This window comes from Paenarthrobacter sp. AT5, assembly GCF_032764245.1.
Taxonomy (GTDB): domain Bacteria; phylum Actinomycetota; class Actinomycetes; order Actinomycetales; family Micrococcaceae; genus Arthrobacter; species Arthrobacter ureafaciens.
Window position 1 is genome coordinate 2,580,436 of sequence record NZ_CP136441.1, and the last position, 19,196, is coordinate 2,599,631.

17 protein-coding genes are annotated in these 19,196 nt (G+C 63.7%); 16 read left to right on the forward strand and 1 reads right to left on the reverse strand.

Translation table 11 applies throughout. The annotated features are described in order from the left end of the window. Window positions 1–3: 3 nt before the first annotated feature. On the reverse strand, window positions 4–909 hold the full coding sequence (locus RI444_RS11845) for a PAC2 family protein (protein WP_021470485.1): 906 nt from the start codon (window positions 907–909) through the stop codon (window positions 4–6). A gap of 123 nt (window positions 910–1,032) precedes the next feature. Here RI444_RS11845 and RI444_RS11850 point away from each other — a divergent pair, with 123 nt between their 5' ends. The 16 genes from RI444_RS11850 (at window position 1,033) to RI444_RS11925 (ending at window position 19,112) form a co-directional block, all read left to right on the forward strand. Next, a complete protein-coding gene (locus tag RI444_RS11850; protein WP_043427827.1) occupies window positions 1,033–1,773 on the forward strand; it encodes an HAD family hydrolase in 741 nt (246 codons plus the stop codon). After that, entirely contained in the window at window positions 1,770–2,936 is a 1,167-nt protein-coding gene (locus RI444_RS11855; RefSeq protein ID WP_021470487.1) for a site-2 protease family protein, read from the forward strand. Before RI444_RS11850 ends, RI444_RS11855 begins: the two co-directional genes overlap by 4 nt. Before the next feature lie 111 nt (window positions 2,937–3,047). Further along, window positions 3,048–4,094 carry a tRNA (adenine-N1)-methyltransferase gene (locus RI444_RS11860; RefSeq protein WP_021470488.1) on the forward strand — a complete coding sequence of 349 codons (1,047 nt, stop codon included), beginning with the start codon at window positions 3,048–3,050 and terminating at the stop codon, window positions 4,092–4,094. Between the two features lie 97 nt (window positions 4,095–4,191). After that, on the forward strand, window positions 4,192–6,000 hold the full coding sequence (gene arc, locus RI444_RS11865; RefSeq protein ID WP_021470489.1) for a proteasome ATPase: 1,809 nt from the start codon (window positions 4,192–4,194) through the stop codon (window positions 5,998–6,000). Window positions 6,001–6,050: 50 nt separating this feature from the next. After that, window positions 6,051–7,667, forward strand: coding sequence for a depupylase/deamidase Dop (gene dop / locus RI444_RS11870; protein ID WP_207605924.1), 1,617 nt, complete (start codon window positions 6,051–6,053; stop codon window positions 7,665–7,667). A 115-nt stretch (window positions 7,668–7,782) separates the two neighbouring features. After that, the gene (locus RI444_RS11875) at window positions 7,783–7,986 is read left to right on the forward strand and encodes a ubiquitin-like protein Pup (protein WP_062096884.1); all 204 of its coding nucleotides are present in this window, start codon (window positions 7,783–7,785) and stop codon (window positions 7,984–7,986) included. Between the two features lie 76 nt (window positions 7,987–8,062). Then, window positions 8,063–8,872: a proteasome subunit beta gene (gene prcB, locus RI444_RS11880; protein ID WP_021470492.1), complete on the forward strand. Its 810-nt coding sequence runs from the start codon at window positions 8,063–8,065 to the stop codon at window positions 8,870–8,872. Window position 8,873: 1 nt separating this feature from the next. Next, the gene (gene prcA / locus RI444_RS11885; RefSeq protein WP_207604801.1) at window positions 8,874–9,581 is read left to right on the forward strand and encodes a proteasome subunit alpha; all 708 of its coding nucleotides are present in this window, start codon (window positions 8,874–8,876) and stop codon (window positions 9,579–9,581) included. 1 nt (window position 9,582) lies between these two features. Beyond that, a complete protein-coding gene (gene pafA, locus RI444_RS11890) occupies window positions 9,583–10,947 on the forward strand; it encodes a Pup--protein ligase (protein ID WP_021470494.1) in 1,365 nt (454 codons plus the stop codon). Window positions 10,948–11,083: 136 nt separating this feature from the next. After that, window positions 11,084–12,010, forward strand: a complete 927-nt coding sequence (locus RI444_RS11895; RefSeq protein ID WP_062096885.1) for an FKBP-type peptidyl-prolyl cis-trans isomerase — start codon at window positions 11,084–11,086, stop codon at window positions 12,008–12,010. Between the two features lie 85 nt (window positions 12,011–12,095). Continuing rightward, the gene (locus RI444_RS11900) at window positions 12,096–12,491 is read left to right on the forward strand and encodes an FKBP-type peptidyl-prolyl cis-trans isomerase (protein WP_207604802.1); all 396 of its coding nucleotides are present in this window, start codon (window positions 12,096–12,098) and stop codon (window positions 12,489–12,491) included. A 93-nt stretch (window positions 12,492–12,584) separates the two neighbouring features. Then, window positions 12,585–14,606 carry a helix-turn-helix transcriptional regulator gene (locus tag RI444_RS11905; protein ID WP_207604803.1) on the forward strand — a complete coding sequence of 674 codons (2,022 nt, stop codon included), beginning with the start codon at window positions 12,585–12,587 and terminating at the stop codon, window positions 14,604–14,606. Between the two features lie 9 nt (window positions 14,607–14,615). After that, entirely contained in the window at window positions 14,616–14,978 is a 363-nt protein-coding gene (locus RI444_RS11910; RefSeq protein ID WP_242703099.1) for a hypothetical protein, read from the forward strand. Between the two features lie 36 nt (window positions 14,979–15,014). Next, window positions 15,015–15,284 (forward strand): Sec-independent protein translocase subunit TatA, encoded by a 270-nt coding sequence (gene tatA / locus RI444_RS11915; RefSeq protein ID WP_021470499.1) that lies wholly within the window; start codon window positions 15,015–15,017, stop codon window positions 15,282–15,284. Window positions 15,285–15,290: 6 nt separating this feature from the next. After that, window positions 15,291–16,127 (forward strand): twin-arginine translocase subunit TatC, encoded by an 837-nt coding sequence (tatC, locus tag RI444_RS11920; protein ID WP_043426327.1) that lies wholly within the window; start codon window positions 15,291–15,293, stop codon window positions 16,125–16,127. 24 nt (window positions 16,128–16,151) lie between these two features. Next, window positions 16,152–19,112 carry a DEAD/DEAH box helicase gene (locus RI444_RS11925; protein ID WP_207604804.1) on the forward strand — a complete coding sequence of 987 codons (2,961 nt, stop codon included), beginning with the start codon at window positions 16,152–16,154 and terminating at the stop codon, window positions 19,110–19,112. The last annotated feature ends 84 nt before the right edge of the window (window positions 19,113–19,196 follow it).

The window sequence follows — 19,196 nt, forward strand, 5'->3', positions numbered from 1 at the left end:
GCGTCAGGGCCGGTCCTTGCCCCGCCGCTTGAGGTAGCGCTCAAATTCCCTGGCAATCGACTCGCCGGAGGCTTCCGGGAGGTCTGCTGTGTCCTTTGCTTCCTCAAGCTGCCGGACATAGGCCGCGATTTCCGGGTCTTCGGTTGCGAGCTCGTCCACGCCGCGTTCCCAGGCTTCCGATTCCTCGGCCAGCGCCTGGCTGTCCACCGGAACCTGGAGCAGGTCCTCGATCCGGTGGAGGATGGCCAGCTGGGCCTTAGGGGACGGCGGCTGGGCGACGTAATGCGGAACTGCTGCCCAAAGAGAAACGGTCGGGAGCCCGGCGAGCATGGCAAACTCCGCCAGGACTCCAACGATGCCTACCGGGCCTTCGTACTGCGATGCCTCCAGATTCAGGCGTTCGCGCAGTGAGTCGTCCTCGGTAGTAGTACTCACGGGGATGGGCCGGCTGTGGGGCACATCGGCCAGGAGGGCGCCCACCAGGATTACTGCATCCACCTTGAGGGCCTCGGCATGGACCAAAAGCTCGGTGGTGTACGCCCGCCAACGGTAGGACGGTTCCGTGCCGAGGACAAAAACCACGTCCACGTTGCTGTCCGGGACCGCCGCCTTATAGATGCGGGTGGAGGGCCATTTCACCTTCCGCGCACCCGATGATGTGCGGCGAACGGTGGGGCGGGTGAACTGGAAATCGTAGTACTCCTCGGCATCTACGGTTCCAACCTTCTTGCCGTCCCACAGTTTGTTCAGGTAGTGCAAAGCATCGCTGGCAGCTTCCCCGGCGTCGTTCCATCCTTCGAACGCAGCGATCATTACAGTGACGCGCTGGCCCTCCGCAGGTTCCTTGAGGAAGCGCTCAACCTCAGCAGCACCGTCGTGTCCATCCGGGTTCCCGTCCACACTGTTCATCCACTCACCCTACGTCCAAGACCCTCGCCGATGCATGGCATTTACGCGGTCGCGTGTCCCGGATTCGCGGACAGCAAAATGACCCGGCAAGGGCGGGCCCAGGTTCCACGTAGACTTGAACCCATGCATTCTTCACCCAGCCAGCCCTCCCTGAAAGCCGTGCTCTGGGATATGGATGGCACGCTCGTGGATACGGAGCCCTACTGGATTTCCGCAGAACGGGCGCTGGTTGAAGCGCATGGCGGAACCTGGTCCCACCAGCAGGCCATGCAGCTCGTGGGCCAATCCCTCCTCCATTCCGCAGGGATCCTGCAGGCGGCAGGCGTGCGCATGGAAGCCCGCCACATCATCGACACGCTGAGCAGCGAGGTCATCGCCCAGGTCCGGAACCAAGTGCCGTGGCGTCCCGGCGCCCGGGAGTTGCTGGATGACCTGCACGGCGCCGGAGTCCGGTGCGCGCTCGTCACCATGTCTGAAGGACCCTTGGCGTCAGTGGTGGTTGAGAGCCTGGCCAAGCCCTACTTCGAGTTCCTGGTGACGGGAGACACCGTCACCAACGGCAAACCCCATCCGGAGGCCTACCTCACGGCTGTCGATCGACTCCGGCGCGACGATCCTTCCCTGGGGATCGAGCACTGCGTGGCGTTGGAAGACTCTGTTCCCGGCGCCACCGCGGCCATGGCTTCGGGCGTCATCACCGTGGGAGTTCCGCACCAGGTCCCCTTGCCTGATGATGCCCGCATGATTCTGTGGGAAACGCTGAGCGGACGGACGTCAGCCGATCTGGCGCAATTGGTGACCGACCGTCATCTTCAGTCCGTTCCGACCCCCACCGGAAACACGCTCGAAGGGGCCTATAAGTGAGCAGTCCCTCCGCGCCCCATCACCACGCTGCCCCCAAGAAGGACGGCATCCCCCTGGGGAAAATTGCCGGGATCCCCGTTTACCTTGCCTACTCCTGGTTCCTGATCGCGGCTTTCACGGTGATCGTCTACGGACCTGCCGTCCTGATCCAGTTTCCGGGCTTGGGCATCGGCGCATACTTCGTGGCGTTCGGATATGCCCTGCTTCTGGCCGTTTCGGTACTGGTCCATGAACTTGCCCACGCACTGAGCGCAAAAGCGTTCAAGTGGCCCACCGACAGGATCGTGCTCAACCTCTGGGGCGGGCACACACAGTTCCAGAACTTCACCTCATCGCCAGGCCGTGCCGTGGTGGTGGCCATGGCGGGCCCGGCCTCGAACTTCATCCTGGCCGGGGCCTTGGCACCATTTGTCTTTGGCGGGGTTTTTGAGGGCGTCATCGAGATGCTGGCAAACATCCTCATGTGGGCCAACTTCCTGATAGGCATCTTCAACGTCCTTCCCGGCACCCCCCTGGACGGCGGCAGGCTGGTGGAGTCCGCCGTCTGGAAGGCCACCGGAAGCCAGGAGAAGGGCGCAATCGCCGCAGGATGGTCCGGTCGCGCCATTGCCGTGGCACTGTTCATCTGGTTCATCGCGCTGCCGTTCTTCAGCGGTTCGCGGCTGGATCTGAACCTGACGCTGATCACGGTCCTCGTTTGCGGATTCCTCTGGGTAGGCGCTTCCAGCTCCATCCAGCACGGTAAACTCCGCAGCCGCCTCTACCTCGTCAGTGCCGCCGGCCTGGCCGATCCCGCCGTCGGAATTCCGAACACCGCAACGGTCGCCGATGCCTTGGCCTTGGCCCCCGGCGGAACTCCCGCCGTCGTCATTTGCGGCCCGGACGGCAAGCCCCAGGGCGTCCTCAATCCCGGGGCCGCAGCCGCGGTGCCACCCCAGGTCCATTCGAGGACGCCGGTCACCGCCGTTGCGCACCCGCTGGCCGCCGGCGCATACGTCCCTGAATGGTCCAAGGGCCAGGAGCTCATCCAGTACCTGGCCAAGCTCGACGGCGGTGAGTACGCGGTGGTGGACCACAACGGATATGTCACCGGCCTGCTCCGGCAAGAAGCAGTAGTGACGGCTATAACAGGTAAAGAGGCCCGCCGGAGCGGGCGCGCCTGACACTCTTGCCGGTAGAGTTACCTGCCGGCCCGCAATAAGAACAAACAGATTTTTAGCGTCCATGGGCAGCAAGCCATTGCAGTCCAGCCGCACAGGAGCGAGGAAAACCAGATGAGCAGCGAAACCGCCGCCACGGAGACAAGCGCAGCCACGGGCGCTGCCCAGCCAACCGGGGCAGCCCGCCGTCGGGGACCTTTCCGGGTGGGGGAACGCGTCCAGCTCACTGATGAGCGTGGACGCATGAACACCATTACCCTGGAAGTCGGCGGCGCCTTCCACACCCACCGCGGGTTCCTGAACCACGACGAGATCATCGGCAAGGTTGATGGTTCCGTTGTCAGCAACAACATCGGCCAGCAGTACCAGACCCTGCGTCCGCTGCTTTCGGACTTCGTCCTGTCCATGCCCCGCGGCGCTGCAGTGGTCTACCCAAAAGACGCCGGCCAGATCGTCACCATGGCCGATATCTTCCCCGGCGCCCGGGTAGTGGAAGCCGGTGTCGGCTCCGGCGCGCTGTCCATCTCGCTGCTTCGGGCAATCGGCGACGGCGGCTACCTCCACTCGTTCGAACGGCGCGAGGAATTCGCGGACATCGCGCGCGGAAACGTGGAGACCATCTTCGGCGGACCGCACCCTGCCTGGCAGATCTCCCTCGGGGATTTCCAGGAGGAAGTGGTCAAGGCCGAGGCACCCGGTTCCGTCGACCGCGTGGTGCTGGACATGCTCGCGCCCTGGGAATGCCTCGACGCGGTCGCCACGGTCCTTGCCCCGGGCGGGGTGTGGATCAACTACGTTGCCACCGTCACCCAGCTTTCGCGCACTGCCGAAGCCATCAGGGCCGATGGCCGTTTCACTGAACCGGATGCGTGGGAATCCATGGTCCGCGGCTGGCACCTTGAAGGCTTGGCTGTCCGACCGGACCACCGCATGGTAGCCCACACGGGGTTCCTTCTGGTGACCCGCCGCCTGGCCGACGGCGTGACCGGAATTTCGGTCAAGCGCCGCCCGTCCAAGACGGAATTCAGCGAAGAGGACCTCAACGCCTGGACACCGGGTGCCGTGGGGGAGCGTTCGGTCTCCGACAAGAAGCTTCGCCGGGCCGCAAGGGACGCCATTGCCGGAACCAACGTCCAGGATGATCCCCCGGTCACAAACTGACAAAGGTCACAATAGGGTCCGCATTCCGGATGTCACACAGCCCCCTGAGCTTTTCGGGACTATGGTCTTGTTAAGCGCAGGAAGGGGCTGATGAATCGTGGATACGTCGAACAACGACATTGGACGGCCGACGCCGGAAGAAGCGAATGCCGCAGCGGAAGAGGCTGCCCGCCAAAGGCGGGGCGCCATCCAACCGCCGGACCCTTCCAGTGAATTGACTGTGGCTGAGCGGCAGATCAACATCCTGAGGGACAAACTCCGCCACATCGACCGCCAGCTCGCAGCCGCCACCCAGAACAACAGCAAACTGGTCAACATGCTGGAAACAGCCAAGGCTGAGATCCTCCGGCTCAAGGGTGCCCTCGAGCAGGAAGGCCAACCGCCGTACAGCTTCGGCACCGTTGTCCAGATCAATCCCCGCCGCCAGCCGACGGCAGGAAATTCCGGCCAGGCGGCCACTGAAGAGTCAGTGGACATCTTCAACGCCGGCAGGAAGATGCGGGTTGGCATCAGCCCGTTGGTTAACGTCAACCAGCTCGCAGTCGGGCAGGAAGTCCTCCTCAACGAGGCACTCCTGGTTGTTGCGGCGCTCGGCTATGAACGCGCCGGCGAACTGGTAACGCTCAAGGAGCTTCTGGGCAAGGACCGTGCCCTGGTGGTCGGCCGCGCTGACGAGGAACGCGTTGTCCGGCTCTCGGGTGCCCTCCAAAACGTCCACCTGAAGGTGGGAGACGCACTGTCGCTGGATTCGCGGACGGGCTACGCCTTGGAAAAGGTGCCCCGCGCCGAGGTTGAAAACCTCGTGCTGGAGGAAGTCCCTGACATCACCTACCAGGACATCGGCGGCCTCGGTCCGCAGATCGAACAAATCCGCGACGCCGTTGAACTGCCGTTCCTGCATCCCGACCTCTACCGGGAGCATGGCCTCAAGGCACCCAAGGGAATCCTCCTTTACGGTCCTCCGGGTTGCGGCAAGACGCTCATCGCCAAGGCCGTGGCCAATTCCCTGGCTGCCCGGGCTGCCGAGCGGGCAGGCAACACCGACCTCAAGAGCTACTTCCTGAACATCAAGGGGCCGGAGCTCCTGGACAAGTACGTCGGCGAGACCGAGCGGCACATCCGCCTGATCTTCGCCCGGGCCCGCGAGAAAGCTTCGGACGGCAGCCCCGTCGTGGTGTTCTTCGACGAGATGGATTCGCTGTTCCGCACCCGCGGCACCGGTGTCTCTTCCGACGTCGAGACCACCATCGTCCCGCAGCTGCTCAGCGAGATCGACGGCGTGGAACGGCTCGACAACGTCATCGTGATCGGTGCCTCAAACCGCGAGGACATGATCGACCCCGCCATCCTGCGGCCGGGCCGCCTGGACGTGAAGGTAAAAATCCAGCGGCCCGACGCTGAGGCAGCAGCTGACATCTTCGGCAAGTACATCACCACCGACCTGCCGTTCCATGCCCAGGACCTCGCCGAATACGGCGGAGATGTCCAGGCCACGGTGGATGCGATGATCCAGCGGACCGTGGAGGCGATGTACTCCACGGAGAAGTCGAACGAATACCTCGAGGTCACCTATGCCAACGGTGATACGGAGATGCTGTATTTCAAGGACTTCAACTCCGGGGCAGTCGTGCAAAACGTGGTTGACCGCGCCAAGAAGTACGCCATCAAGGACCTCCTCACCAACCACCAAAAGGGCCTGCGGATCGACCACCTGCTCAAGGCGGTAGTGGATGAGTTCCGCGAGCACGAGGACATGCCCAACACCACCAATCCGGACGACTGGGCCCGGATCTCGGGCAAGAAGGGTGAACGCATCACGTACATCCGCACCATCGTCCAGGGCAAGGCCGGCCAGGAACCCGGCAAGTCAATTGAAACTACGGCGAATACGGGCCAATACCTGTGACCTCACGAGACGACAACCTGCCCCAGGAGAAACTGCCTGCAGGCGGGGCAATGCGCGTCATGGGTTCGGAGACGGAGTATGGGATCCATGCTCCGTCTGCGCCCGGCGCCAACGCCACCATGATGTCTGCCCGGATCATCCAGGCGTACGCGACCGTCACGCGGCAGCGTGCTGCCGGGGGAGCGGAGACGCGCTGGGATTACACCGACGAGGAACCACTCCACGACGCCCGGGGCTGGACCTTGGAACGTTCGGCCGCGGATCCGAGCCAGCTCACCGACCAGCCGCCGGTGCTCGACGCCGAGGCAGTCGCCTTGGCGTACGGGCGCCAGGAACTGGAGCTTGACGGCGCGGACGAATCCGGCTCCCTCCTGATGAACATGGTGCTCGGCAACGGCGCCAGGCTGTACGTAGACCACGCCCACCCCGAGTACTCCAGCCCCGAAGTCACCAACCCGCGCGATGCCGTGACCTGGGACGCAGCAGGGGACCTGGTTGCCTTGGCCACGGTGCGCAAGGTTGCCGCAGATACCAACCTGCCGCCGATTAACCTCTACAAGAACAACACAGACAACAAGGCCGTATCCTACGGCTCGCACGAGAACTACCTCATGCCGCGATCGGTTCCTTTCGGCGACATCATCCGCGGGCTGACTCCGTTCTTCATCTCGCGGCAAGTGGTCTGCGGGGCGGGCCGCGTGGGCCTGGGGCAGGATAGCTCCACCCCCGGCTACCAGATCAGCCAAAGGGCGGACTTCTTCGAGGCTGAGGTAGGCCTTGAGACGACCATCCGCAGGCCGATTATCAACACCCGGGACGAACCGCACGCCACGGCGGACAAGTACCGCCGCCTGCACGTCATCATCGGCGACGCCAACCTCAGCCAGCTGTCGAACTTCCTTAAGTTCGGCACCACTGCCATGGTGCTAAGCCTCATCGAGGCCGGCCAGGCGCCCAGGATCGAGGTCCATGAGCCGGTTCACGCCCTGCAGGCGGTCAGCCACGACACGAGCCTCACCGCCACCGTACGGCTCATGGACGGCCGTCACGTGACAGCCCTGGACCTGCAGTGGATGTACTTCGAGGCGGCGGCGAAGCTCGCCCAGGAAACCGGCGTCGCGGACGCCATCAGCGGTGACGGCCACACCCATGAGGTGCTGGAGCGCTGGGAGTCCACGCTGACGACGCTGGGCACGGACCCGGCGACGGCAACGTCCGTAGAATGGGTGGCCAAGAAGTCGCTCCTGGAGGGCTACCGCAGCCGCGACGGTCTGGAGTGGGATGACGCCCGGCTTGGCCTCGTGGACCTGCAGTGGTCAGATATCCGGCCGGAGAAAGGCCTCTACTACCGGCTGCTTTCCAGGAACCGCATGCTGCGGATAGTCGACGACGCCGATGTCACCAGGGCGGTCAGCGAACCGCCGGTGGATACCCGTGCGTACTTCCGCGGTAAATGCGTTTCCACCTTCGGCAAGGACGTCGTGGGAGCCAGCTGGGACTCGGTTATTTTCGATGTCCCGGGACTGGGAAAACTGCAGCGCGTACCCACCAGGGAGCCATTGCGCGGTACGCAGGCGCTCACGGAACCACTGTTCCGGAAGCACCAGGAAGCAGGCCCGTTCCTTGCCGAGTTGCTTGGCCGGAAACCTGCGGCGCCCCGAGACTAACCAACAGCAGTCACCTGCGGAAACAGCCCGGCCGAAGCCGGGCGGAGCAGCCCATCGCGTGGCAATATGGCAGTAGGAAGTCCGCATCCCGCGGACGGACAGTAGGGAGAAAGAAATGGCAGGTCAGGAGCAGCAGCAACCCCAGGCGCGGGAAACTGAGACTGAAGTCGACGTCCCGGAGGCACCTCCCGCCGCTCCTGAGGCCCAGGCCTCGGAAGCTACGCAAGGCGTGGATGATCTCCTCGACGAAATCGATGGCGTCCTGGAATCCAACGCCGAGGAATTCGTGAGGGCTTTCGTCCAAAAGGGCGGCCAGTAACGAACCACCACAGGATGTACTGCCCGGCCGGCGCGAGGCCGCCGGGCATCGGAATGCGAGTCGAAGGAGTGCAGCAATGCAGGACCCATCAATCGGCCCCCTGGCCAACCAGGCAACGTCTTCATTCACAGAGCATCTCCAACGCTCGCGTCCCGAACTCCTTCCGTTCAACCAAACACTTCCCGCCGGCGCAGCTCCGGCTGCACCGCACGCCACCACCATTGTGGCCATGACCTATGCCGGCGGCGTGCTGATGGCCGGCGACCGGCGGGCCACCATGGGCAATGTCATCGCGAGCCGGCACATTGAGAAAGTCTTTCCCGCAGACCAGTACTCCGTGCTGGGCATAGCCGGCACCGCAGGCCTCGCGATCGATATCACCCGGCTGTTCCAAGTCGAGCTGGAGCATTACGAGAAGATCGAAGGCACGCTCCTCAGCCTGGTGGGCAAAGCCAACCGATTGGGGGCCATGATCCGGGGCAACCTGCCCATGGCGATGCAGGGGATGGCCGTCATACCGCTCTTTGCCGGATTCGACCACGGATCCGCCACCGGCAGGCTCTTCTCCTACGACCTGACGGGTGGCCGGTACGAGGAGTACGAGCACCACTCGGTCGGCTCGGGTTCCGTTTTTGCCCGGGGTGCCCTGAAAAAGCTGTGGCGGCCGAACCTTAGCGAGGACGAAGCCGTGGCTGTCGCCGTCGAATCCCTCTACGACGCCGCCGACGACGACTCCGCAACCGGGGGACCGGACCCCGTCAGGCAGCTGTGGCCGGTGGTGTACGCCGTTAACCGCGCCGGTCACAGGAGGATTCCGGAACGGGAACTCGCTGCGATTTCGGCGGCCATTGTCGAATCACGCGCTATCGCCGGACGGGAGGCCTGAGATGACGCAGCAGTTCTATGTCTCACCTGAGCAGCTGATGAAGGACCGCGCGGACTTTGCGCGGAAGGGCATCGCCCGCGGCCGCTCGGTCATCGTCATCAGCTGCGCGGACGGGATCGCCTTGGTGGCTGAGAATCCCTCTCCTTCGCTGCATAAAATCGGCGAGATATACGACAAAATAGCGTTCGCTGCCGTTGGGAAGTACAACGAATTTGAGAGCCTGCGGCAGGCAGGGGTCCGCTACGCCGACGTGCGCGGCTATTCCTACGACCGCGAGGACGTCACCGCCCGGGGCCTGGCCAGCGTCTACGCCCAGAGCCTCGGCGCCGTCTTCACTGCCGAACAGAAACCCTTCGAGGTGGAACTGGCCGTAGCAGAGGTTGGCCCCCGGCAGGAGCTGGACCACTTGTACAGGCTCACCTTCGACGGCTCGATTGCCGACGAAAACGGCTTTGTGGTGATGGGCGGTGTCGCGGACCAGATTTCGGACGTCGTCAAGGACACCTGGGACGCCGGCCTGGACTCTCCAGGCGCGCTGCGGCTGGCCCTGCGTGCCCTCGCCGCGGACAAGGACGTGGATGCCCTGCCACCGACGGCCGTCGAAGCCGCCGTCCTGGAGCGCGCATCCGAAAGCAGCCGCGGAACACGCCGGGCTTTCCGTCGCCTGCTCCCCGAGGATCTTGCCCAGTTGCTCGTTGAGGAGGCCTGAAATGGACAAGCGGATATTCGGCATCGAAACTGAGTTCGGGATCTCATATTCGAGCCCCGATTCCAGGCCCTTGGCGCCGGAAGAGGTAGCAAGGTACCTCTTCCGCAAAGTAGTCAGCTGGGGCAGGTCTTCCAACGTCTTCCTGACCAACGGTTCACGGCTGTACCTGGACGTCGGCTCGCATCCCGAATACGCCACAGCCGAGTGCGACGATCTTGCTCAGTTGATTGCCCATGACCGCGCCGGGGAACTCATCCTGGACGACCTCGTGGACGAGGCCCAGGCGCGCCTGGCCGCCGAAGGTTTCAACGGAACCGTGTACCTGTTCAAGAACAACACGGACTCGGCAGGAAACTCCTACGGCAGCCACGAGAACTACCTCATACCGCGGCGCGGTGAGTTCTCCCGGTTGGCCGAGATCCTGATTCCCTTCCTGGTGACGCGGCAACTGATCGCCGGCGCGGGAAAAGTGCTTAAGACCCCGCACGGGGCCACCTTCGCCTTCTCGCAGCGGGCGGACCACATTTGGGAAGGCGTTTCTTCGGCCACCACAAGGTCCCGCCCCATCATCAATACCCGTGATGAGCCTCACGCGGACGCCGAGTTCTACCGCCGTCTGCACGTCATCGTGGGCGATTCGAACATGTCGGAGACTTCCGCCCTGCTCAAAGTGGGCACAGTGGACCTGATCCTCCGCATGATTGAGGCGGGCGTCATCATGCGCGACATGCGCATGGAAAACCCCATCCGGAGCATCCGCGAAATTTCCCATGACCTCAGCGGCAGGGCGCTGGTCCGCCTGGCCAACGGCAGGCAGCTCTCAGCACTGGACATCCAGAGGGAGTACCTGGCCAAAGTCACAGAGTTTGTTGCAGCCAACGGGGCCCACAATCCACACGTGCCGTTGATCATCGATCTTTGGACCAGGACGCTCGACGCGATCGAGAGCGGGAACAGCAGCAGCATCGACACCGAAGTTGACTGGGCCATCAAGAAGAAACTCATGGAAGGCTATATGAAGCGCCATGACATTGGCCTGGATTCGCCGAGGATTGCCCAACTCGACCTCACCTACCACGACATCTCGCGGCAGCGGGGCCTGTTCTTCCTCCTCCAGTCAAGGGGAGCGGCACGGCGATTGGTCACGGAGACCGAGGTGAAGGATGCCGTGGACGCTCCGCCGCAGTCGACGCGGGCCAAGCTGCGGGGAGACTTTGTCCGTCGGGCGCAGGAACTGGGCCGTGACTACACCGTGGACTGGGTCCATCTCAAGCTCAATGACCGGGCGCACCAGACCATTCTCTGCAAGGATCCGTTCCGCAGCGTGGATGAGAGGGTCGACGCCCTCCTTGACTCTATGAGCTGACTCCCAGCTTCGGCGGTTACTCTGGATGTTGGTCTCTTTCCAAGAGGCACCTGATTGGATGCGGCACGGCAATGTCCGTTGCTCGAATATCCGTCCGCTGCTCCAATATCCATTGTCCCGACGAAAGTGTCTTTTTGTGCGACGACTCCTAGCCACACTCCTTCCTGTCCTGCTGCTGTTGACCGCGTGCGGAGGCGGGGATGCCCCCGAATCAGAGCCCACGAGCAAGTCCACGGGAGACATCTCCAAGCTGTCCTCCCTGAAGGTAACCGACAACGGTGACGACAAGGCCCCGGGGCTTGATTTCACCAAGCCCCTGGCTGTCTCCGAACCCACCGTCAAGGTTGTGGACGAAGGCGACGGGGAAACGATCAAGGCCGGCCAGACCGCCGAACTGGCGTATATCGCCGTCGACGGTACCGATGGCAAGACCATTGAGGATACTTACCCTTCCGGCCCCCAGCCGATCGAGCTGGGCGAGGACCTGAAGGCAGGCAACGAGGCCATCTACAACGCTATTGTCGGCGCCAAGGTCGGCTCGCACGTTGCTTTCGCAGCTCCCGGCAACGCCTCCGCCAGCGGACAAGCGGGCACCCAGATCGTCGTGTTCAAACTGCTTGGTGCCAAGGAGACCCCCAAGGCCCTTGAGAAGCCTGAAGGCGAAACCGTGACCCCGCCCGCAGGCCTGCCCACGGTCAAGGAGAACGAGCAGGGCATTCCGGAAATCTCCGTGGCGGGCGTCGCCGCTCCCAAGGAACTCGTCTCGCAGGACCTGATCAAGGGCAACGGCCCCGTGGTGAAGGAAAGCGACACCCTGACCGTCAACTACGTGGGTGTCACCTTGAAGGACGGCACCAAGTTCGATTCCAGCTATGATCGCGGCAAGCCCACCAGCTTCCCGTTGACGGGCGTCATTAAGGGCTGGACGCAGGGCCTCGCCGGCAAGACCGTGGGCTCCCGGGTCCTCCTTGTCATCCCGCAGGATCTTGCTTACGGCGCCGAAGGCCAAGGCGAGGCCAAGGGCGACCTCGTGTTCGTCGTCGACATCCTGGGCGTCAAGTAACAGCCACCGAAGAGCCTGCCGGGCACTTCGCCGGACACCTGGCTTAGGCTTGAACCTGACACCCCACACATTCAGAGGAGCAACCATGTCATTTGGACAGCGCGCTTACGACCGCACCAAGCCGGAGATTGAGTTCCCGGAAGGCGATGTACCCACCGAGCTGCGCATCACCGACCTCATTGAGGGCACCGGGGCCGAGGCGAAGGCCGGCGACACCGTGTCAACCCACTACGTAGGCGTTGCTTGGTCGACGGGCGAAGAATTCGACGCTTCCTGGGGCCGCGGCGCTCCGCTGGACTTCCGCGTTGGCGTGGGCCAGGTTATCCAGGGCTGGGACCAGGGCCTGCTCGGCATGAAGGTCGGCGGCCGCCGCCGTTTGGAGATTCCCTCCGAGCTGGCTTACGGCTCCCGCGGCGCCGGTGGAGCCATCAAGCCCAACGAGGCCCTCATCTTTGTTGTTGACCTCGTAGCAGTCCGCTAGGCGCTGCTTCCTGCAAGGGCGCGTCACCTCCGGCTCAACCGGCGGTGACGCGCCCTTGCGGTTTTAAGCCGCGACTTTAGTAACGTAGCAACCGTGTCCGCATCCCGTACTGAACGCCTCCTGAACCTGCTCCTGGCCCTGCTCAATACCAAGGTGGGGTTGAGCCGCGCCGTCCTGAGGGAGAAGGTGTACCGGGGCGCCGCAGACAATGACGCAGCCTTCGGCCGCATGTTTGAACGCGACAAGGTGGACCTCAAGCAGTTCGGCTTCGAGATCGAGACCCTGATGGACACCGGATTCGGCAATGACGATCCCGCCTCCACCCGGTACCGGATCGGCAAGGACTCCAACAGGCTCCCCGACGTGCACCTGACACCTGCGGAGGGAACGGTCCTCCTCCTCGCGGCCCAGCTCTGGGAGAGGGCGGCACTGGGCAAGGCGGCCGCAGATGCCGTGCGGAAGCTCCATGCGGCAGGAGGCTTTAGCGAAGCAGAACTCCCTGCGGGCGTACAGCCGCGGATCAAGCCCGCGGGACAGGCCTTCGACGACGTCGTTGCGGCCATGCATGGCAGGCACCCCATCCGCTTCGGCTACCTGGCAGGAAGCACGAACAGGGAAGAAACCCGCGACGTCGAACCGTGGGGACTCGGCAGCCGGTTCGGCCAGTGGTACCTCGTGGGGTTCGACCTGGGCCGCGGAGCCAAGCGGTTTTACCGGCTCTCCAGGATGACCACGGCGGTCACCGTCCTCACCAACCGTTCCTTTGACCCGCCGGCTGGCTTTGACGCCCGGGCCGAATTGGATTCCCTGCGCGAACTTCCCCTGCGGACGGCCACGCTCGACGTCAAGCCCGGCCGGGTCCTCGCCCTGCGCCACCGCGCCACGGCCGTCACCGAGGGCGCAGGCATCGGACGGGACCTGTTGTCGGTGCCCTTCCGCGACCCGGAACAATTCGCCGAGGAACTCGCCTCCTACGGCCCCCACGTGGCGGTGAGGGAGCCTGCAGACCTGCGCACCGCCGTCGTGCGTCGGCTGGAAGCAGCAGCGGCCTTCAACGCCGCCCCGCCGGTTCCGGTGTCCTTCCCGGACGCTGCGCCCGCCACACGGGCCCGCAAGCGGACATCCGAGGACCAACTGGCCAGGATGCTGCAGCTCGTTCCTTTCCTGGTCCACCATCAGGGACTGCATATCCAGGAGGTGGCGGACCACTTCGGGATCACGCGGAAGGCCCTCATCGACGACCTGAAGATCCTCATCTGTTCGGGACTTCCCGAGGGGTACCCCGACGATTTGTTGGACATCCAATGGGAGAACGACCATGTCTACATCACCGAACACCTGGACTTGAGCCGCCCGGTCCGTTTCAGCGAGGAAGAAGCAGCAGCGCTGCTGACCGGCCTGGCCATGTTGGGCGACCTCCCTGCGCTGGCGGGACTGCCGGACGGTGACGCCGGGAGCGCCTTGGAATCGGTGACCATCAAGCTTGCCGGCGCAGCCGGGGACGCAGCGAGGCTGGCCGGTTCGGTGGCCGGGGCGTCCGTTGCCCCGCAGCAATCCCAGGCATTTGCCGCCATTTCGCAGGCCTTGCGGAACGGCAGCCAACTGCGCTTGAGGTATCTGTCCCCGCAACGCGACGAGGTCAGCGAACGCGATGTGGACCCGCTGAGGCTCTTTTCCATGGACAACACGTGGTATTTCGAGGCGTATTGCCATAGCAAGTCCGGGATCAGGAACTTCCGGCTGGATCGGATTGAATCGCTCGAGCCCAACGGCCGGCCTGTTTCAATGGCAAGCACACCGGAGACCGACGTCCCGGCCAGGCTTTTTACTCCGGGCGACGAAGACGCGGTGGTGGTGCTCCAGCTGACCCGCCAAGGAGCCGGCCTGGCCGATGACTACTACGCCGAACGCACGGCACCAATGCCCGACGGCGGTTTGCTCGCCGAGGTCAGGTTCGGCAGCACGGACTGGTTGCCCATGCTCGTGGCCCAGCATGGGGGATCGGCACGGATCATCGATCCCCTGCAGCTCAGGGACGAGGCCCAGGCCTGGCTTCTGGCGGCCCTGAGGCAGTACAGCGGTCCTTCGTCGGTGCAATCCCGGGAAGCTGGCTAGAATACTCAGATGCCTTGGTGGTTTTGGATATTTTTGTGGATTGCTCTGATAGCGCTGTCCCTACTGCTTCATCTGACGTTGGGGTACCGCTTGTTCCGGAAGTTCATGGCCACCGTCCGCGAATTGGGGGAGGCCGGAAGGCGCTTCGGTACGCTGCCGAAAACAACAGAAAGCAACACTTTGGTGTCAGCAGCGGAAGCGACCGGGGAACGGCCTGCACCGGGGTCCGCGGTTTTTGCCTCCCCGGAACAGATGCGTCATGATTACGTGACGGCCAAGGCCGCCCGGCGGGAAATTCGCCGCCTCAAGCGCGTCCAGCGCAAAGCCGATCGTGGGCAACCCCAGTCCTTGCACGACATAGAATTCAGATAGACGTAGGATGTATCCAAAAGGAAAGGACCTCCACACATGAGGCTTGAAGGCTGGCATCTCATCATCATCATCGTCTTGGCCCTGGTGCTTTTTGCCGCGCCCAAGCTGCCCTCCATGGCACGCAGCATCGGACAGTCGATGCGCATTTTCAAGTCCGAGGTCCGGGAGATGAAGAAGGACGGTGCATCCGAAACGAAGGACACTCAGGCTTCTTCCGACGCCGTCGAAGGCAGGGTTGTGGACCACCCGGACGCAAAGGCAAAGAACAACGGCGAAACGGACGTTCCGCCCTCCAACCGCGTCTAAAGAGAAGTGGTACAGACGAAGGGGCGCAAAGCCAATCCCGAAGCCAGGATGGCGCTGCTTGACCATTTGAAGGAGCTTAAGAACCGGCTCTTCAAGGCAGCCATTGGCGTCATTCTGGGCACAGTGGTGGGCTTCATCATCTACCAGCCCCTCCTCGAGGCCCTGATCAAGCCCATCAAGGACCTCAACGAGAAAGAGGGCCGCGCGGCCACCCTCAACTTCGACGGCGTGGCAAGCTCCTTTGACCTCATGGTCCAGGTGTCGGTGTTCCTCGGCGTGCTCGTTTCGAGCCCGGTCTGGATCTATCAACTATGGGCATTCATCGTGCCCGGCTTGCACAAGAAGGAAAGGAACCTGGCGTTGTCCTTCGTGGCAGCGGCCGTTCCGCTGTTCATTGGCGGCGTGTTGCTGGCATGGCTGGTTTTGCCGAATGCGGTGCGCGTCCTCACGGATTTCACTCCGTCCGGTGCCTCGAACTTCATCAGCGCCGAAATCTATTTGGCCTTCGTCCTGCGGCTGCTGCTCGCCTTCGGAATCGCTTTCCTTGTCCCGGTGGTCCTGGTCGGCCTGAACCTTGCGGGAATCGTCAAAGGCAAGCAACTGGTCAAAAGCTGGCGAATCACGATCTTCCTGGTGTGCCTGTTCGCGGCCATGGCCGCTCCCGGAGCCGACGCCATGAGCATGTTCTACCTCGCAGCTCCCATGCTTCTTCTCTTCTTTGCGGCCATCGGGGTCTGCCTGTGGAACGACCGCCGGCGTGAACGCCGGGCCATTAAGCGAGCTGCTGAGACGGAAGCCACGGCAGATATTGCCACCCCGGCGACCGATCTGGAGAATCTGTAGACACCGGGCTACTAGGCTTGAGGCATGTCCTCGATTTCCGGCCCACCATCGCCATCGGACCGCTACCGTGCGGCCGCCAACCGGACAGCGGAAGCCAAGACCTACCTGGGCTCCTTCGCACGCACCCTCGACTTTGAACTGGATGACTTCCAGCGCGAGGCGTGCCGTTCCCTCCAGGAAGGGCGGGGAGTCCTGGTTGCGGCTCCCACCGGTGCGGGTAAAACGATCGTCGGCGAGTTTGCCATCTACTTGGCGCTCCAGCGTGGGCTCAAGGCGTTCTACACCACGCCCATCAAGGCACTGAGCAACCAGAAGTTCACCGAACTGAGCGCCAAGTATGGAGCACCCAACGTCGGGTTGCTCACGGGCGATACCACCATCAACGGTGATGCTCCCGTGGTGGTCATGACCACCGAAGTCCTGCGGAACATGCTGTACGCCGATTCCGAAACCCTGGGCGACTTGGGCTTCGTGGTCATGGACGAGGTCCACTACTTGGCTGACCGTTTCCGCGGAGCCGTGTGGGAAGAAGTAATCATCCACCTTCCAAGCGAGGTCCAGGTGGCTTCCTTGAGCGCCACGGTCTCCAATGCCGAAGAGTTCGGGGCCTGGCTGGACACGGTGCGCGGCGATACCGACGTCATCGTGTCCGAGCACCGTCCCGTGCCGTTGTGGCAGCACGTGATGGTGGGCCGCGAAATTGTGGACCTTTTCGCGGGGGACACCACCTTCGATGAGATCGCTCCGGCCCTTCCGGATACGGAAGTTCCCGACCTTGGCGAATCGGAGGAAACCCCGCCGTCGGAATCGAGGGCCGTCTCCGGGAAGTCGGCCAAGCGTGCTGTGGAAGCCACCGTCCGCCACGCCGTGACCGGCCCTGAGTTCGAGGTCAATCCCGACCTCCTTGCCATGGCCCGTTCCGAGAGCCGGATGAATGTGAACGCCCGCTACTCGCACGGCGGGAGGAGCCGCCGTCGCCAGGACCGGCAGCGTGAGGACCGGCAGACCGCACAGCGCAGCCCTGTCCGCCGGGCCAGCAGGCCCCAGGTCATTGACAGCCTGAACCGCCAGGGTCTCCTGCCCGCCATCACTTTCATTTTTTCGCGGGCCGGCTGTGACGCCGCCGTGGCCCAGTGTGCTGCTTCCGGGCTCTGGCTGACCACTGAACGTGAGCAGCAGATCATTGCCCAGCGCGTTGACGAAGCCAGCCACGAAATCCCCGCCGACGACCTCGATGTCCTGGGCTTCTGGGGTTGGCGGGATGGCCTCATCCGGGGTTTCGCCGCACATCACGCCGGCATGCTGCCCACCTTCAAGGAAGTGGTGGAAAAGCTCTTCGCGGACGGCCTTGTCAAAGCTGTCTTCGCGACGGAGACCCTGGCGCTGGGGGTTAACATGCCCGCCCGCTGCGTTGTGTTGGAGAAGCTTGAGAAGTTCAATGGCGAAGCGCACGTCAACATCACGGCGGGGGAGTACACCCAACTCACAGGCCGTGCCGGACGCCGCGGGATCGACGTGGAGGGCCACGCGGTGGTCCTTTGGCAACCTGGCACCGATCCCGCAGCCGTGGCCGGTCTCGCGTCGCGGCGTACCTATCCGCTGAACTCCAGCTTCCGGCCCACCTACAACATGAGCATCAACCTCATCGCCCAGTTCGGCCGGGCCCGGGCGCGCGAAATTCTCGAATCGTCCTTCGCGCAGTTCCAGGCCGATCGCTCGGTGGTGGGGCTGGCCCGCCAGGTCCGCGGGCGGGAAGAGTCCTTGGCCGGCTACGCGAAGGCCATGGAGTGCCATCTGGGCGACTTCAGCGAATACTCGAAGCTTCGCCGCGAACTGAGCGATGCCGAGCAGCACGCGGCCCGCGACCACCAGCGCGCGCGACGTTCCAGGGTGTCCGATTCCCTGACGCGTCTCATTCCGGGGGACGTCATCAGCGTCTCCGGTGGCAGGCTGGCGGGTTACGCCGTCGTCCTGGAAGTAGACCCCAACGCCCGCGAACCGCGTCCGTCGGTCCTGACAGCGGACAATCAATTGCGCCGGCTCGGCGTCCATGACATCGACGCGCCGGTGTCTGCCGTGACGCGCATCCGGATCCCCAAGTCGTTCAACGCCAAGGTTCCCAAGTCGCGCCGCGACCTGGCCGCCTCCATGCGGAACGCGGTCAACGGCGACTCTTCGCGGCAGCGGCGCAACAGCCGGCACGAAGACTTTGGCCTGGGTTCGCGCGCACAGGACCAGGAACGCAAGATTGCGGAAATCCGGCGTGCCCTGAGGGCGCATCCGTGCCACGGATGCAGCGACCGTGAGGACCATGCCAGATGGTCCGAGCGCTGGTGGAAACTCCGGAAGGAAACCGACGGACTGGTACGGCAGATCCAAGGCAGGACCAACACCATCGCCAAGACTTTCGACCGCGTGTGCGACGTCCTGTCGACCTACGGTTACCTGGACACGCACGACGACGGCCGGGTCACCATCAGTGCCGACGGCCAACGTCTCCGCCGGATTTACGGCGAGAAGGACCTGCTCATTTCGCAATCGATCCGGCAGGGTGCCATCAACGACCTCGATGCCCCCGAGCTCGCGTCCCTGGCCAGCACCCTTGTCTACCAGGCCAAGCGTGAAGACCGCGGCCTGCGGCCCCGGATGCCGTCCGTTTCGCTGGAAACAGCAGTAGACATCGTCATCCGCGAATGGTCCAGGCTCGAAGACACGGAGGAACAGAACCGGCTGCCATTGACCGCTGAGCCCGAGCTGGGCCTCATGTGGCCGATGTACAAGTGGGCCAAGGGGCGCCACCTCCAGGAGGTCCTCAGCGGGACCGACCTTGCAGCCGGAGACTTTGTCCGGTGGGCAAAGCAGGTAGTGGACCTGCTGGACCAGCTGGCAAAGATTCCGCAGCTCGACCCCCGGCTCGCACGCATTTGCCGCGAGTCCATAGACCTGGTCCGCCGCGGGGTAGTGGCGTACTCGACTGTTGCCTGAGGCAACCCGAAACGCCTGCCATCACGGAACACACCCTGCAGTGCCAGAACACCCTGCAATGCCAGAACAGCAAGGAGCTTAGCG

Excerpts from the sequence above, each read along its gene's own strand:
- RI444_RS11845 (WP_021470485.1), bottom strand. The coding sequence starts at position 909 with ATGAACAGTGTGGACGGGAACCCGGATGGACACGACGGTGCTGCTGAG.
- RI444_RS11850 (WP_043427827.1), top strand. The coding sequence starts at position 1,033 with ATGCATTCTTCACCCAGCCAGCCCTCCCTGAAAGCCGTGCTCTGGGAT.
- RI444_RS11860 (WP_021470488.1), top strand. The coding sequence starts at position 3,048 with ATGAGCAGCGAAACCGCCGCCACGGAGACAAGCGCAGCCACGGGCGCT.
- dop (WP_207605924.1), top strand. The coding sequence starts at position 6,051 with ATGCGCGTCATGGGTTCGGAGACGGAGTATGGGATCCATGCTCCGTCT.
- RI444_RS11875 (WP_062096884.1), top strand. The coding sequence starts at position 7,783 with ATGGCAGGTCAGGAGCAGCAGCAACCCCAGGCGCGGGAAACTGAGACT.
- prcB (WP_021470492.1), top strand. The coding sequence starts at position 8,063 with ATGCAGGACCCATCAATCGGCCCCCTGGCCAACCAGGCAACGTCTTCA.
- prcA (WP_207604801.1), top strand. The coding sequence starts at position 8,874 with ATGACGCAGCAGTTCTATGTCTCACCTGAGCAGCTGATGAAGGACCGC.
- pafA (WP_021470494.1), top strand. The coding sequence starts at position 9,583 with ATGGACAAGCGGATATTCGGCATCGAAACTGAGTTCGGGATCTCATAT.
- RI444_RS11900 (WP_207604802.1), top strand. The coding sequence starts at position 12,096 with ATGTCATTTGGACAGCGCGCTTACGACCGCACCAAGCCGGAGATTGAG.
- RI444_RS11910 (WP_242703099.1), top strand. The coding sequence starts at position 14,616 with ATGCCTTGGTGGTTTTGGATATTTTTGTGGATTGCTCTGATAGCGCTG.
- tatA (WP_021470499.1), top strand. The coding sequence starts at position 15,015 with ATGAGGCTTGAAGGCTGGCATCTCATCATCATCATCGTCTTGGCCCTG.
- RI444_RS11925 (WP_207604804.1), top strand. The coding sequence starts at position 16,152 with ATGTCCTCGATTTCCGGCCCACCATCGCCATCGGACCGCTACCGTGCG.